This is a genomic window from Bacillus sp. EA-CB0995 (genome assembly GCF_055814245.1).
Genome location: NZ_CP169269.1, coordinates 3786603 through 3801858, shown reverse-complemented (window position 1 = coordinate 3801858; position 15256 = coordinate 3786603). Strand labels below are relative to the sequence as shown.

Below are 15256 nucleotides of genomic sequence, written 5' to 3'. Positions count from 1 at the left end.
TTAGCCTTGGAATAAGACAAGCATGTGACATTCCGTGTTAAAATAGAGCCAAGTATGACGGAGAAAGGACGTTACAGTGTGAAAGAAGTAAAGTTTATTCATGCGGCAGATTTGCATTTGGATAGTCCGTTTAAAGGGATGGAATTGAATGTGCCCGCTTTTATATGGGAAAGAATGAAGGAAAGTACGTTTCGTTCGTTTGCGCGCATTGTTGATAAAGCGATTCAAGAACGGGTTGATTTTGTTTTGCTTGCGGGTGATTTGTATGATGCGGAGACGAGAAGTTTACGGGCGCAGGTGTTTGTTCGTGAGCAAATGAAGCGTTTGGCGCAGTATGACATTCCCGTATATGTGATTCACGGTAATCATGATCACTTAGGTGGAAGCTGGGCGGCAATTGAGTTTCCGAGTAATGTACATATTTTTACAGAGCCTTATATAGAAGAAAAATCATTTTATAAAAACGGGGAGCTGCTTGCCTCCATTTATGGATTTAGTTATCAGCAACAAGCTGTGACGGATAATATGACAGAGCAATATAAAAAGATGACGGATGCACCGTTTCATATCGGAATGCTTCATGGAAGCGTGGAAGGAGATGCCGAGCATAATCGGTACGCGCCGTTTCAAATTCGTGAATTGAAGGAAAATCAGTTTGATTACTGGGCGCTTGGTCATATACATAAGCGTGAAGTGTTAGCGGAAGAACCGTGCATTGTGTATCCTGGCAATATTCAAGGACGGCACCGAAAGGAAACAGGGGAGAAAGGTGCGTATGCTGTTTCCTTGTCTAAGCAAGGGGCGGAATTGACATTTTTCAGTACGGCAGATGTTGTTTGGGATGAGATTTCTATCAACATTGATGGGTTAGAGACAGTTGATGATCTTATTCATGCGTGTACAGAGAGTATGAACAGTGTTCGAAAAGAAGAGGAAGGTTTACTTGTGACGATGACGTTTACAGGACAAGGCCCGCTTGCTTCTTATTTACGTGATGAGAAGCGCGTCGAGGAAATCCTTCATATTGTAGCGTCAGGTGAGGAGCGCAGTAATTTTGTACACGTCGTGAAATGGAAGAATGAAACGATTTCGTTTGCGGAAATTGAGAAGCTGAAGAAAGAGAATCATTTTATTGGGAATGTGCTGCAGGAGCTTGAAGCGTTTTCTAGTATGGATGAGGTGCTGCGGACGATTTGGACTTCACCTGTTGCGAGGAAGGTGCTTCATTCATTTTCTGAGGAAGAAAAGAAAGAGATTCAAAAGGGCGCCGAGAATATTATTTTAGAGCAATTACTAGAGCAAGAGAGGAGTAAAGCATGAGAATTGAGAAGCTTCATATTTACGGATATGGAAAATTAGAAAATGTCGAGCTGAACCTTTCCATGCTTACTGTATTGTACGGAGAAAATGAAGCGGGTAAGTCAACGATTCGTTCGTTTATGAAAAGCATCTTATTTGGTTTTCCAACGAGGGGACAGCGCCGTTATGAGCCGAAAGAAGGCGGGAAATACGGCGGTGCAATTACGGCTTTTACTGAGGAGTATGGACGATTAAAAATTGAACGTCTTCCGAAAACAGCGGCCGGGGAAGTGACAGTTTATTTTGCGGATGGCAAAACAGGCGGAGAAGATGTTTTAAAGCAGCTGTTAAACGGAATGAATGAGCAGCTGTTTGATTCTGTTTTTTCATTTGATATGCATGGTTTGCAAAATATTCACCATATCGGTGAAAACGATATTGGTAACTATTTATTTTCGGCAAGTGCAGTTGGCAGCGACGGGTTATTACGACTCGAAAAAATGCTTGAGAAAGAAATGGAGCAGCGCTTTAAGCCAAATGGCCGTAAGCCCGAAATTAATGTTGCATTGCAGGAGTTAAAAAAGCTGCAAGATCAGCTGGCTGATTGGCAAGGGAAGATTGCGGCGTATGAAGAGCTTGTGAAAAAGAAAAAGGGCATAGAAGAGCGCCTTACCGTCATTCGCACAGAGCAGCAAGAAGCAGGAAAACGAAAACAAGATTACGAAGTGTTAGAAGCGTTGCAGCCACTGTTTCTAGAAAAACGTGCGTGTGAACGCTTTTTAGAACAACATGCGGGACATGCGTTTCCAGTTGATGGTCTAAAGCGTTATGAAGCGGTAAAAGCACGGCTTGAACCACTTCAGCTGCAAGGAGATGCACTGCAAAAGAAATTGAATGCAGCTCAAACTGAAATAGAAGTGCTAGTAGTAAATGAAGAATTGCTTCAGCAAGAGGTGTATGTGGAAGAGCTTCGTTTGCAGCATATGTCATATGAAGCAGCGCTGCAAGAAGTGCGGGATTTGACGGGGCGTATTTCACATATAGAAGAAGAAATACAAAATTTGCAGCAGCAAATCGGGATAGCGTTTGCGCGTGAGGACGTTCTTTCTTTCAATACGAGCTTGGCTATGAAGGAAACAATTACGCAAATAATGCAGCAAGCAAAAGAGTTAGAGAAGCGTAAAGAGCAGTTAGATGAAAGATTTAAAACAGATCAGGAACAGTTAGAGGAACAAGAGGAAGCAGTTAACAGGCTCAAGGCACAAACGATGTCTGAAGAAGAGCGGGAGAGACATTTGCCAAAAGCGCAAAGTGCAGCGTCCCAGCAAAGAGGACAAAGACAGAAACGAAGTAACACCGCACCGCAGATGAATAAAGCTGCGATGGTACTGTTCGTTATGAATGCTTTGCTGCTGCTTGCGGGCGTTTTAATGGATAATCGCAAGTTATTGTTTGTTGGTGTTTTTCTTTTAATTGGCCTTGTCGTTTTGTATGTGATGTATATGGGCTCTGCTTCTAAAGGGCTTGAGTCAGATGGACATCAGAGTAATGAAGCGCTTGAAATAAGGTATCGTCTGGAGAAGGATGATGAAGTGCGGAAGTTGCTAGAACGCGAGGAATTTAAGTTAAAGCAAATTGAGCGAGGATATGAACGCGTTCTTTCTGAATATGATGAGTGGGAGCGTGATTTGTTTCAGGTGAATGAGCAGGTGAAATCGTATAAAGAGATGTACGCACTGCCAGATAGTTTTACATACGCTCACATATTGCCGGCGTTTGAACGGATTGAAAAGATGCAGCAATTGTATCGTGAGTTAGCAAAGCTGCAAGAACGAAAAGAACTGCAGGAAGACATGATTTCGCAGTTTGAACATAAACTAATGAAGCTAACTGTTTCTACAGAAGGAAACATGGACACACCGTCGTTATATTTACATGGTATGAGTAAAGATGTGCAGAAAGAAAAGGAAAAGCAATTGCAGAAAAAGCAACTGGAAGAAAAAGATGCTGCGTGGAAAGAAGAGCAAGCTGCGGTGCAACAGCAAATTCATCATTTTTTAGAGGAACGTCAGCAGCTTTGGGATATTGCCGGAGCAACTGATGAAGAGGCCTTTTTAACGGCAGCAAAGCAAGCGGAGCAGATTGAAGAAAAGCAGCAACAGCTTGATCGGTTAATTCCGCAAATGGATTTGTTGGAAGGACGGTTAATGACTGCGGCGCTGGAGACTGGTTACCGTTTAGAAGGCTACGAAGAGGAGCGCCAAAAAGAGCAGGAGCAGCTAGAACAATTGATGCGCGAGGAAAAAGAATTGACGAATACACTGGCAGCTCTGCGTCTTGATATCTCCCAATTAGAAGATGGTCGTACGTACGGTGATGTGCTTCATGAATGGGAACTAAAAAAATCACAAGTGCGTGAGCAAGTGAAAAAGTGGGCTGCATATGCTGCGGCAAAGGCTGTATTAACAAAAACGAAGAAGTATTATCATGAAGTGCAGCTGCCGCGCATTTTGCAAAAAGCAGAAGAATACTTTGTGTATTTAACAGGTGGAAAATATGTAAAAGTCTTTTCGCCAGATGCAGAAGAGCCGTTTATTGTAGAGAGAGAAGATGGACTTCGTTTTTACAGTCATGAATTAAGCCAAGCAACAGCAGAGCAGCTCTATTTATCGCTGCGGTTTGCGTTAGCGCATACGTTTGAAGGGCAGTATCCGTTTATTATTGATGATAGCTTTGTACATTTTGATGTACTGCGGACAGAGCGGACTGTGCATCTTATGAAGGGATTAGCGAAAGAACGGCAAGTCATTTTCTTTACTTGTCATAAACATCTTCTATCTTTCTTTGAAGAAGATGAAATGCAAAGGTTAAAGTAGTGAGGTTATGCTATACTAACAATATCGATGACGGTGGAGGAAAGAATATGAAAAAGAAAATTGCGCAGTATGAAGTTGGTGAGCAAGTCGAGTTATTTTTAATGATTAAGTCGGCAACAAAAGGGATTGCAAGTAACGGAAAACCATTTTTAACAGTTATTTTGCAAGATCAAAGCGGTGACATTGAAGCGAAGCTGTGGGACGTATCACCTGAAGTAGAGAAGCAATATATAGCGGAAACAATCGTAAAAGTAGCGGGAGATATTCAAAATTATAAAGGACGCATTCAACTTCGCGTAAAACAACTTCGAGTGGCAAATTCGAATGAAGTAACGGATATCTCGGATTTTGTGGAAAAGGCGCCACTCAAAAAAGAAGATATGGTTGAGAAAATTACACAGTACATATTTGAAATGAGTAACTCTAATATTCAGCGCATTACAAGACATTTGCTGAATAAGTATCAAAGTCAATTTTTAGATTATCCAGCAGCGACGAAAAATCATCATGAGTTTGTCTCAGGACTTGCGTACCATGTTGTATCAATGCTTGATTTAGCAAAAGCAATTGCGACGTTATATCCGTCTCTTGATAAAGATTTATTATATGCAGGCGTTATTTTACATGACCTTGGTAAAGTTATTGAATTATCAGGGCCAATTTCAACAACATATACGTTAGAAGGTAACTTGCTTGGCCACATTTCGATTATGGTAAATGAGATTGGCAAAGCAGCAGACGAGCTACAAATTGAAGCAGAAGAAATATTGATTCTTCAGCACATCGTCTTATCGCATCACGGCAAAGCAGAATGGGGCAGTCCGAAGCCGCCGCTTGTAAAAGAAGCAGAAATTCTCCATTATATCGATAACTTAGATGCGAAGATGAACATGATGGATCGTGCGTTAAGCCGTACAAAACCAGGTGAATATACAGAGCGTGTCTTTGCGCTTGATAATCGTTCGTTTTATAAACCGACTTTCCATAACTAAAAAAGATTGCAAAAAAGATTCTACTATCGTGGTAGAATCTTTTTTTATGATGATTGAAGTGAAGTAGAACAAAAAAATGATCAACTCTACTGCAGAAAAGTTATTATAATAAAATAAATCACGTTAAATAGTCTGTATATTACAAAAATATTGAAAATTACATCAATCGATAATAATATATAAATATCGACAAAAAAGTCGACAACTTATACACAATAGGGGGATTGCATTGGAAAAGAACAGAAAATTAAAAACTTTTTCAGTGTTGGCGACAGGGGCTATGCTAAGTTCTATGTTTGCCTTCGGTGGTCATGCTGCTTATGCTGAATCATCATCAGAGCCATCTAGTTTCGTAGATGAGCATTTAATACCGGAGGAACGTTTGGCAAATGCTTTGAAACAGCGCGGGGTTATTGATCCATCTGCATCACAAGCAGAAACGTCGAAGGCTGTAGAAAAATATGTAGAGAAAAAGAAAGGCGAAAATCCTGGAAAGGAAACAACGCCAGAAGACAGCCTTGCTCAGGATGCTACTGATTTTATGAAAAAAGTAAAAGATGCGAAAATGGAAGAGAAAGAGAACCAGCATCAGTCAAAGAATGGTCCATTAGCTGGGCAAGTACCTGGATTAAATGGAAAGATACATGGAAATGGTAAAGTGCCGACGTCTTCAGCGCAGCAAGCGCAATATAACGGTCCTGTTCGTAAAGATAAAGTTCTTGTGTTACTTGTAGAGTATAGCGATTTTAAACATAACAATATTGATCAAGAACAAGGATATATGTATGCGAATGATTTTAATCGTGAGCATTATGAAAATATGTTGTTTGGAGATGAACAGTTTACACTATTCAACGGTTCAAAAATTAAAACATTCAAGCAATATTATGAAGAGCAATCAGGCGGCAGCTATACAGTTGATGGAACTGTAACGGAATGGTTGACTGTTCCAGGTAAAGCTGCAGATTACGGTGATGATGCAGGAAGTGGTCATGATAATAAAGCACCTTTAGGACCGCGTGATTTAGTAAAAGACGCGTTAAAAGCAGCAGTAGCAAAAGGAATTAATTTAGCTGATTTTGATCAATACGATCAGTATGATTACAACGGTGATGGTAATAAAAATGAACCAGATGGAATTATTGATCATTTAATGGTTGTTCACGCTGGTGTTGGACAAGAAGCTGGCGGTGGCAAATTGAAAGATGATGCGATTTGGTCTCATCGTTCAAAACTTGGTGCAAAACCTTACGCAATCGATGGCACAAACGCATCTGTTCCAAATTGGGGCGGAAAGATGGCGGCATACGATTACACAATCGAGCCTGAAGACGGTGCAGTTGGTGTATTTGCTCATGAATTTGGTCATGACTTAGGTTTACCTGATGAGTATGATACAAAGTATTCAGGACAAGGTGAGCCAATTGAAGCTTGGTCTATTATGAGTGGCGGCAGCTGGGCTGGAAGAATTGCAGGAACAGAACCAACAAGTTTCTCTCCGCAAAACAAAGAGTTCTTCCAAAAGAATATGCAAGGGAACTGGGCAAATATTGTAGAGGTAAACTACGATAAACTTAGTACAGGTATCGGCTTTTCGACGTATTTAGATCAAAGTGTTACAAAATCAAAACGTCCAGGAATTATTCGTGTAAATTTACCGGATAAAAATTTGAAAAATATTGAACCTGGTTTTGGAAAGAAATTTTATTATAGTACAAAAGGAAATGATATACATACAACATTAGAGACACCAGTGTTTGATTTAACAAATGCAACGAATGCGAAATTTGATTATAAAGCATTCTATGAACTTGAAGCAAAATATGATTTCCTTGACGTATATGCTATTGCGGAAGATGGAACGAAAACAAAGATTGATAGAATGGGTGACAAAGACATAAAGAATGGCATGGACACAACGAATGATACGTGGATTGACAAGTCTTATGATTTAAGTCAATTCAAAGGGAAGAAAGTAAAACTGCAATTTGAATATTTAACAGATGTTGCTGTAGCTTACAGAGGATTTGCGCTTGATAATGCTACTTTAACGGTAGATAATAAAGTTGTTTTCTCTGATGATGCAGAAGGACAACCAAGCTTTACTGTAAAAGGATTTACTGTTTCTGATGGATTTGAGCAGAAGAAAAATAATTATTATTTAGAGTGGAGAAACTATGCAGGTTCTGACGAAGCGCTGCAATATGGACGCGGTCCGGTTTACAATACAGGACTTGTTGTATGGTATGCAGATCAAAGCTTTACAGATAACTGGGTGGGCGTGCATCCAGGAGAAGGATTTCTTGGAGTAGTAGATTCTCATCCAGAAGCGATTATTGGAACATTAAATGGACAGCCAAGTGTGAAAAATAGTACTCGTTATCAAATTGCAGATGCTGCGTTCTCGTTTGATCAAACGCCAGCATGGAAAGTAAATTCACCAACGCGCGGAATCTTTGATTATAAAGGATTACCAGGTGTGTCTAAATTTAATGATTCTAAATCATATATGAACAGCGTAATTCCAGATGCAGGACGAAAACTTCCGAATCTTGGAATTAAAATTGAAGTAGTAGGTCAAGCTGATGATAAGTCAGCAGGGGCAGTTTGGGTTCATCGATAAGGTGAAGGTCCTTTCAAAATAAAAGAGTCATAAAACCTTCCTTTCATTCATACAGTGAAATTAACAAAGCTTGTCTTATGAAAGGAAGGAATTTGAATGGAAACTTTACCATGGTGGATTTATCTCATTATTATTGGGATTATTGTGAGCGGTTATATGGTCTTATACACGTCGAAAAAAGAGCAAGAAATTGATAATGAGTTTATTGAAAAAGAAGGCGAAATATATATGAGACGCCTAGCAGAAGAACGGGAAAGACGTCATCAGGATAAGGATGAGGATTCCGTTTTGCTTTAATAGTTGTATGTTAGAGGATGAGTAGCCGAATGAACGGTTGCCATCCTTTTTTTATGATATATCTGCGATTTTTACAATTCTGATACCTGTTAATGCGGGATAAAATCCTGAAGGAGGAACTAGGGTTATGAAAAGCTCTAAATCAATATCATTGGAATCCACATTTGATGAATCCTCTCCAGCGCTACAGCTTCTTAATCTGTATAAACGATTCGGCGAGTCTATTGCAGTTAATCATATTGACTTAATAGTACCAAGTGGATCATTCTACGGAATAGTTGGACCAAATGGAGCGGGGAAGACTACTTCACTGCACTTAAAAAACAACAATAAAGTCGTTTAAATCTAATTGTTATTGTACAATCGCGCCCTTTTCTGGAATAACCTCTATTAATTCAATAGGTGTTGTTTAAGACTTCTATCATTTAAGAAAATTTGTTTTTACAAAATTAATTAGGTTCTGTTTAATGATTAAAAAAATATTCAGCCACTTATGCCAATAAAAATACATGCATATAGGTTTATTGTATTCTTTAATAATAGATAAACGATAAGTAATAAAACAGCAGTAGCTGGAAATCCACAAAGAACATCAAGAGCAAATTTACTCAAACTCTCGCTTGCTTCACCTTGAACATATAACCAAATAATGCTTAATAAACTTACGAGTGAAAGGGCTGCTATAGCTCCTCCATATATAAGAAAACTGTTCTCGCATGAGAACGGTCTTCTTATTGTGTACCCATCATAAGTCCAATTCTACAAAAATCTTCTCGCGGATGGCCTCTAAATTTGTTTTAGTTCTTCATATTCAATCCCTCAAGGATTGTTTTAATCAGCGGTATTGATAATGACTCTAGACTTTGGTCAGAGTCGTGTATACCCCAGTGATAGATGATTCCCATTAGGCTTTGTGTGACCATTGTAGAAATGACTTCTACACATTGGTCAGTGCCAATGGATCCTTGGTCCTTAGCTTCTTCAAGTAGTGTAAAGATGATTTGAAAGAGTGAACGGTTTGAATTTAAAAAGTAAGTGTGTTCTTTTGAATTTAGAGCAGAACTATAAATGACTTTCATAAGATCTTTACCCATTTCTTCTTCTAGAAAGCGCAATAATTTCTGAGTGAAAATAAATAGTTTTTCAAATGGGTCCATATCTTTCGGGAAAGAATGGAAAACTTCTAAATAATAATTGTCGACTTCTGTGAATCTCTCTAAAAATATGTCCGATTTAGCCGAAAAGTGTTGGTAAAATGAACCTTTTGAAGTGCCGGTTTTTTTCACGATTTCGTCGACTGTTACTTTGTCATAACCCTTTTGGCTAAAAAGTTTTAAAGCTGTTTTTAAAATTTTATCGCGTGTTACTTCTCCTCTGCGCTGCTTTTTTTTGATTCTAGCATGAAAAATCCTCCGGAAATAAATTGACAGAATATTTATATTTTTATAAAATCAGACTACGGTCTAATTATAAACAGACTGCAGTCTAGTTAACAAGTTGATGTTTTATTCAAGTCTACCTCATAGATTTCGACTATCACAACGATTTCTTATTTTATTTTATTCTAACCGAAAAAGAAAGCGCTTTATAAAGAAGTGGAGGGGAAATAATGGATAAAGTCATTGAGTCTAGTGAAATAAGAAAGTATTTCAAGAGTGGCGATGTAATTTTAACAGGAGGCTTTGGCTTATCAGGTACACCTTTAACGATCATTGATGAACTATTAGAAACAGATATTCGTGATTTAACGATTGTTAGTAATAATTTAGGGGATCTTGGACAAGGATTACATAAAGTATTCATGCAGGGAAAAATCAAAAAAGCAATTGGCTCCTTTTTTCCATTAATAAAGAAGCGGTAATAGCCTGGTCTAAAGGCGAGCTTGAAATCGATTTGCTGCCTCAAGGTACATTAGCTGAAGCAATTCGCTGCGGTGGTGCCGGAATAGGTGGTTTTTACACAAGAACCGCCGTTGGTACTGAATTAAGCAAGGGCAAAGAGGAAAGAGAAATTGATGGAGAGAGATACATTTTTGAAAAGGCTATTAAAGGTGATGTTGCTATTATAAAGGCGGATAAAGCAGATCGAATTGGAAATTTAGTGTACCATACGACAGCTAGAAACTTTAACCCTATGATGGCTACAGCTGGAAAAATAGTCATTGCCGAAGTTAATGAAATTGTTGAAGTTGGTGAGCTGGACCCGGAACTTGTTGTGACGCCTCATGCGTATGTGGATTATGTCATCCAAAGCAAATATTCAAAGATAGGGAGTGATTATGTTGAGTCAAGATAAAAGACAAATTATTGCTAAGAGAATTGCCGAAGAATTAGAAGATGGACAGATTGTTAACTTAGGAGTTGGAATTCCTACTTTGGTTGCTTCCTATTTAGGTGATAAAGAGGTTTATTTACAATCTGAGAATGGATTGTTAGGTATGGGACCTTCTCCTGCAGAGGAAAATTTAGATATTGATTTAATTAATGCAGGAAAAGAACCGGTTACCTATTTGAAAGGTGCATCATTTTTTAATAGTTCTGATTCTTTTGCTTTGATTAGAGGTGGTCATATTGACGTAGCGGTTTTAGGCACGCTTCAGGTGGATGTTCATGGTGAAATTGCCAACTGGGCCGTTCCGAATCAGCCGATTTTAGGCGTTGGTGGAGCGATGGATTTGGTGACAGGAGCAAAAAAGGTTATTGTCGCAGCTACCTTGTTTGCAAAGGATGGAACGTCTAAATTAGTCAAGGAATTATCATATAAAACTAGCGGAATTCGAAAAGTAGATTTATTTGTTTCCGATTACGCTGTTTTTAAATTTACGGATAAAGGCGTAAAAGTTGTAGAAATGATGGAAGAGATTTCAATACAAGAATTAAGTGAAAAGGTTGGTTTTGATTTAGAGTATTTGAATGATTTAACACTCGTAAGTAATAAGTGAAGAATGAAGGGCAACACATGGGACAAGCAAAGAACAGTTATTGTGACAGGTGCAGCAGGCGGCATGTAATAAAAAAAGAGGAGGAAAAAGAATGGCAACTTATATTGTTGACGGAGCAAGAACAGCCTTTGGTACTTTTGGCGGGGCATTAAAAGATGTGACCGATGTCGATTTGGGTGTAGCAGCAACGGAAGAGGCATTGAAAAGAAGCGGAATTCAAGCTTCTAATGTAGATGAAATCATATTTGGAAATATTATTCATACAAGCAGCAGCTCTGCTTATTTAGCCAGACATATCGGTTTAAAAAGCGGCATGGCAGAGTCATCATCTGCGCTTACACTTAATAGATTATGCGGTTCGGGCATGCAGTCTATCGTATCTGCCGCACAGTCCATTGCTTCTGGGGATGCAAAAGTAGTTGTCGCTGGAGGAACCGAAAATATGAGCTTATCACCGCATGTATTAAGAGGCACGCGCTTCGGCTCACCAAATAAAGCACCAAAAGTTGATGATATGTTATGGGAAACATTAACAGATAACTACGTTGGCTGTGGAATGGGGATGACAGCTGAAAACTTAGCTGAAAAATATTCAATTTCCCGAGAAGAGCAGGATCAGTTTTCTGTGGAATCACAAGAAAAGGCCATTGCAGCAAGAGATAGCGGCCGTTTTGCAGAGGAAATTGTTCCGGTTAAGTTAAAAGGCAGAAAAGGCAAGGAAGTCATTTTTGATACGGATGAGCATATTCGTGAAGGTGCATCTGTAGAAGGTTTAGCAAAATTGAAGCCCGCTTTTAAAAAGAATGGGACTGTTACACCAGGGAACGCGAGCGGCATTAATGATGGTGCAGCTGCTGTGTTAGTCGCATCTGAGGAGTATGTGAGTGAACATAACTTAAAGCCGCTTGCGAAAATTGTAACATGGGGCGTTGCAGGAGTTGACCCGAGCATTATGGGTATTGGTCCCGTACCAGCAAGCAAAAAAGCATTAGAAAAGGCTGGTTTAAGCTTAGAGGATATTGGTTTGTTCGAATTTAATGAGGCATTTGCTTCACAATCTATTGCTGTAATTAAAGAGTTAGGTGTCGATAAGGAAAAGGTGAATGTGAACGGAGGGGCTGTTGCATTAGGCCATCCTGTAGGCGCAAGCGGTGCTAGAATTACCTATTCTTTAGCACTTGAAATGAGGAAAAGAAACGTTAAATATGGATTAGCTTCGCTTTGTGTTGGCGGCGGACAAGGCATTGCCATTATTTTAGAAAATGTACAAAGCTGATGAAACAGATAGGGGGATTTGATGAATCAGAATATTAAGGCTATAGAAGAAAGTACAATCCGTAAAACGATGAAACGCATTCTTCCAACTATATTAATTCTATATGTTGTTGCTTACTTAGACCGGGTAAACTTAGGCTATGCTGCTTTACAAATGAATGCAGAATTAGCTTTATCTGCTGAAGTTTTTGGTCTTCTTTCCGGTATTTTCTTTATTGGCTATTTCTTTTTTGAAGTCCCAAGTAACATGATTATGCATAAAGTCGGGGCGCGCATTTGGATTGCCCGGATTATGCTTTCATGGGGAATTATAGTAATCTTAACTGGTTTCGCGCAAACGACGACACATTTATACACCCTGCGTTTTCTATTAGGTATTGCTGAAGCCGGATTTTTTCCTGGAATTGTTTTGTATTTAACTTATTGGTTTAGAGCCCGTGAAAGAGGACGAGCAACAGCTGCATTACTGCTGGCTTTACCGATAGGCGGCCTAATCGGCGCACCAGTGTCAACGTGGATTATTGATAACATATCTTGGCTCAATATGTCAGGATGGAGATGGATGTTTATCCTTGAGGGCATCCCGGCCATTATCTTAGGTGTTCTTACTATTTTCTTCTTAACAAATAGACCTGCAAAAGCAAAATGGCTATCGAAGGAAGAAAGAGATTGGCTGGAGGGCGAATTGAGTGCTGAACGGCAAGCAAGTTCAAAAGTAAATAAAGTCTCAAAACTAGACATGCTGAAGGATTCAAAGGTTTGGAAGTTATCTATGCTATATTTTGCTGTTTATACAGGTATCTATGGCTTGTCATTCTGGATGCCAACCATCATTAAATCCTTATCAGAAAATGCCACGACCAACTTAGAAATAGGTTGGTTAGCCATGATTCCTTCATTAGTAGGTATTCCGGCTATTATATTTGTCGGATGGTATTCGGATCGAACGAATGCGTACAAACAACATTTAATTGTTTGCTTTATTATCGCAGTATTGGGCTTTATCGGATGTGGCTTTTCAGAAAACGTCTTTATGATGGTACTTATGTTAACAATTACATCTGCCGGATTATATGGATTTACTGGATGTTTCTTTGCCTACATGACATTTTTCTTCACCGAGTCTACTGCACCTGTTGGTATTGCTTTAGTCAATTCATTTGCGGCATTAGGCGGATTTGTAGGACCGATGATTCTTGGATCTGTAGCATTTACCCTTGGAATGTTTATTTTATCAGGATTACTAATAATCGGCCTTTTCACATTAATTACATTAAAATTGACAAGTAATAATAGTGTGGACACTGTCAAAGAAACACAGCCAATTGTTACTCAATCATAACGGATAATATTTAAAGGGACGCTAATCTTTAGTAAAACGGAGCTGTGTACCATAAACAAGATGTCACCAAGCACCCCCCGTGAGAATTATTAAGATGTTAAATAATGTTCATCACCAAAAAGGGAGCATCAGTAACTGATGCTCCCTTTAACTACGGTAAATATATTTAAGTTATTTAAAATTTTGACAATGCTTTACATTTTTTTAATAGTCTCTTAAATGGAAATTCATATCTGGGTGTTATTTTAGAGGGGTAATTTTGTATGAAGGAAATGGGGCTGTATAAAAATAAACATAGGAGAGGGAGAGTATTATGAAAAAATTTAAGTTACCTAAGTATTTTAACGTTTTAAGTGTTGCTGCATTAAGTGCTTGTCTAGCTTTATCACCTATTACTATTCATGCTGCTGAGCAAAATGTATCACAGGAAAATGATGACCATTCTAGCGAGAAAAGGGATGGTGTAAACAACGTAAACGAAAAACGTTCCGTTAAGAGTCTAAGGTTTATTGGAGAGAAAAAATTCCGTTCAATGAGAATTTTGAAGGAACTACTGTGGGTGGTCTTTCAGGACTTAGGTACGATTCTAAAAGTAACACATGGGTTATGATAAGCGACGACAGATCAAGTTATAATCCTGCGCGTTTTTATAATGCTAGGCTCGACTATAATATTCAAGGTTTTCAGTCTATTCAATTGACCGGAGTGAATTTTTTAAAGCAAGCTGATGGAAGCGTTTATCCCAATCAAACACAATACACCACTCATGGTGGAGAAGTTCCCGATTTTGAATCCATAAACATTGACCCTCTAGATGGGAGTATTTGGTATGCGAGTGAGGGTGATCGTTCTCTTGGCTTAAATCCGTTCGTGAAACATGCCACTCGTGATGGACAATACTTATCTACATTTCCTTTGCCAGAAATATTTAAAGTATCACCAACACAAGAGACTGGAGCACGTAATAACCTGAGTTTTGAAGGTTCTACGTTTGCACCCGACGGTAAGTCGCTATGGGTTGCAATGGAAGGTCCATTATATCAGGACGGGCCTATACCTACTCCAAACTCCGGGGCACTTTCACGGATCACTCAATACGATCGTAAAGGGAATGTACTAGGACAGTACGCATACCCTGTTGATCCAATTCCAGCAACGCCAGCGCCTGGTAAATACGCAGATAATGGCGTGTCAGAGATTCTCGCGGTAAACAACCACGAGTTATTAACAGTTGAACGTTCTGGTGTACAAGGTGCAGATGGAACTTTTAAAAACTATATTCGTATTTATGAGATTGATCTTAACGGAGCTAGTGATATTAGTAATATAGATTCGTTACAAGAAGGCAAATTTAAGTCTGTTAAAAAGCGTCTGATTCTTGATTTGAACACATTAGGTTTATCTAAGCTTGACAATATCGAAGGCATTTCTTGGGGCCCTAAACTTGCAAACGGGAACGACAGTCTTGTACTAGTTTCAGATAATAATTTCAACTCTAGCCAGGTAACACAATTCTTAGCATTTGAAGTATTGTCAAAAAAGGCACCTATCAAAAAATGACGGTTTACATAAATAGATGTCGATTTTTTTCATCCCCCACTGATGGTTAGT

The 15256-nt window shown here is 38.9% G+C and carries 12 protein-coding genes and 1 pseudogene; 12 read left to right on the top strand and 1 reads right to left on the bottom strand.

Features of this window, described 5'->3' with window-relative positions:
- Positions 1 to 78: 78 nt before the first annotated feature.
- From ACEWFJ_RS19545 to ACEWFJ_RS19520, 6 genes are all read left to right on the top strand, one after another.
- On the top strand, positions 79 to 1320 hold the full coding sequence (locus tag ACEWFJ_RS19545) for a metallophosphoesterase family protein (protein ID WP_473689607.1): 1242 nt from the start codon (positions 79 to 81) through the stop codon (positions 1318 to 1320).
- Positions 1317 to 4175, top strand: coding sequence for an ATP-binding protein (locus tag ACEWFJ_RS19540; protein ID WP_473689606.1), 2859 nt, complete (start codon positions 1317 to 1319; stop codon positions 4173 to 4175). Before ACEWFJ_RS19545 ends, ACEWFJ_RS19540 begins: the two co-directional genes overlap by 4 nt.
- A 47-nt stretch (positions 4176 to 4222) precedes the next feature.
- Positions 4223 to 5167 (top strand): 3'-5' exoribonuclease YhaM, encoded by a 945-nt coding sequence (gene yhaM / locus ACEWFJ_RS19535; RefSeq protein ID WP_429718096.1) that lies wholly within the window; start codon positions 4223 to 4225, stop codon positions 5165 to 5167.
- A gap of 229 nt (positions 5168 to 5396) precedes the next feature.
- Positions 5397 to 7790 (top strand): immune inhibitor A domain-containing protein, encoded by a 2394-nt coding sequence (locus ACEWFJ_RS19530; protein ID WP_473689605.1) that lies wholly within the window; start codon positions 5397 to 5399, stop codon positions 7788 to 7790.
- A 96-nt stretch (positions 7791 to 7886) separates the two neighbouring features.
- Positions 7887 to 8087: a sporulation YhaL family protein gene (locus ACEWFJ_RS19525; protein ID WP_098305920.1), complete on the top strand. Its 201-nt coding sequence runs from the start codon at positions 7887 to 7889 to the stop codon at positions 8085 to 8087.
- A gap of 127 nt (positions 8088 to 8214) precedes the next feature.
- Positions 8215 to 8430: an ATP-binding cassette domain-containing protein gene (locus tag ACEWFJ_RS19520; RefSeq protein WP_473689604.1), complete on the top strand. Its 216-nt coding sequence runs from the start codon at positions 8215 to 8217 to the stop codon at positions 8428 to 8430.
- A 454-nt stretch (positions 8431 to 8884) separates the two neighbouring features.
- Here ACEWFJ_RS19520 and ACEWFJ_RS19515 read toward each other — a convergent pair whose 3' ends face one another.
- Positions 8885 to 9439 carry a TetR/AcrR family transcriptional regulator gene (locus ACEWFJ_RS19515; protein WP_473692600.1) on the bottom strand — a complete coding sequence of 185 codons (555 nt, stop codon included), beginning with the start codon at positions 9437 to 9439 and terminating at the stop codon, positions 8885 to 8887.
- Between the two features lie 257 nt (positions 9440 to 9696).
- On the opposite strand from ACEWFJ_RS19515, the pseudogene ACEWFJ_RS19510 reads away from it, so the two are divergent.
- The 6 genes and pseudogenes from ACEWFJ_RS19510 to ACEWFJ_RS19485 all read left to right on the top strand — a co-directional run bounded on the left by ACEWFJ_RS19510 (position 9697) and on the right by ACEWFJ_RS19485 (position 15205).
- Positions 9697 to 10382: pseudogene (locus tag ACEWFJ_RS19510) on the top strand (CoA transferase subunit A).
- Positions 10366 to 11028, top strand: a complete 663-nt coding sequence (locus ACEWFJ_RS19505) for a 3-oxoacid CoA-transferase subunit B (protein ID WP_473689603.1) — start codon at positions 10366 to 10368, stop codon at positions 11026 to 11028. The pseudogene ACEWFJ_RS19510 and the gene ACEWFJ_RS19505 overlap by 17 nt, the downstream one beginning before the upstream one ends.
- 91 nt (positions 11029 to 11119) lie before the next feature.
- Entirely contained in the window at positions 11120 to 12304 is a 1185-nt protein-coding gene (locus ACEWFJ_RS19500) for an acetyl-CoA C-acetyltransferase (protein ID WP_473689602.1), read from the top strand.
- 21 nt (positions 12305 to 12325) lie between these two features.
- Complete coding sequence (locus ACEWFJ_RS19495; RefSeq protein WP_473689601.1) at positions 12326 to 13645, top strand: MFS transporter; 1320 nt, start codon at positions 12326 to 12328, stop codon at positions 13643 to 13645.
- A gap of 313 nt (positions 13646 to 13958) precedes the next feature.
- Positions 13959 to 14255 (top strand): hypothetical protein, encoded by a 297-nt coding sequence (locus ACEWFJ_RS19490; protein ID WP_473689600.1) that lies wholly within the window; start codon positions 13959 to 13961, stop codon positions 14253 to 14255.
- Positions 14252 to 15205, top strand: coding sequence for an esterase-like activity of phytase family protein (locus ACEWFJ_RS19485; RefSeq protein WP_473689598.1), 954 nt, complete (start codon positions 14252 to 14254; stop codon positions 15203 to 15205). The genes ACEWFJ_RS19490 and ACEWFJ_RS19485 overlap by 4 nt, the downstream gene beginning before the upstream one ends.
- Positions 15206 to 15256 lie beyond the last annotated feature (51 nt).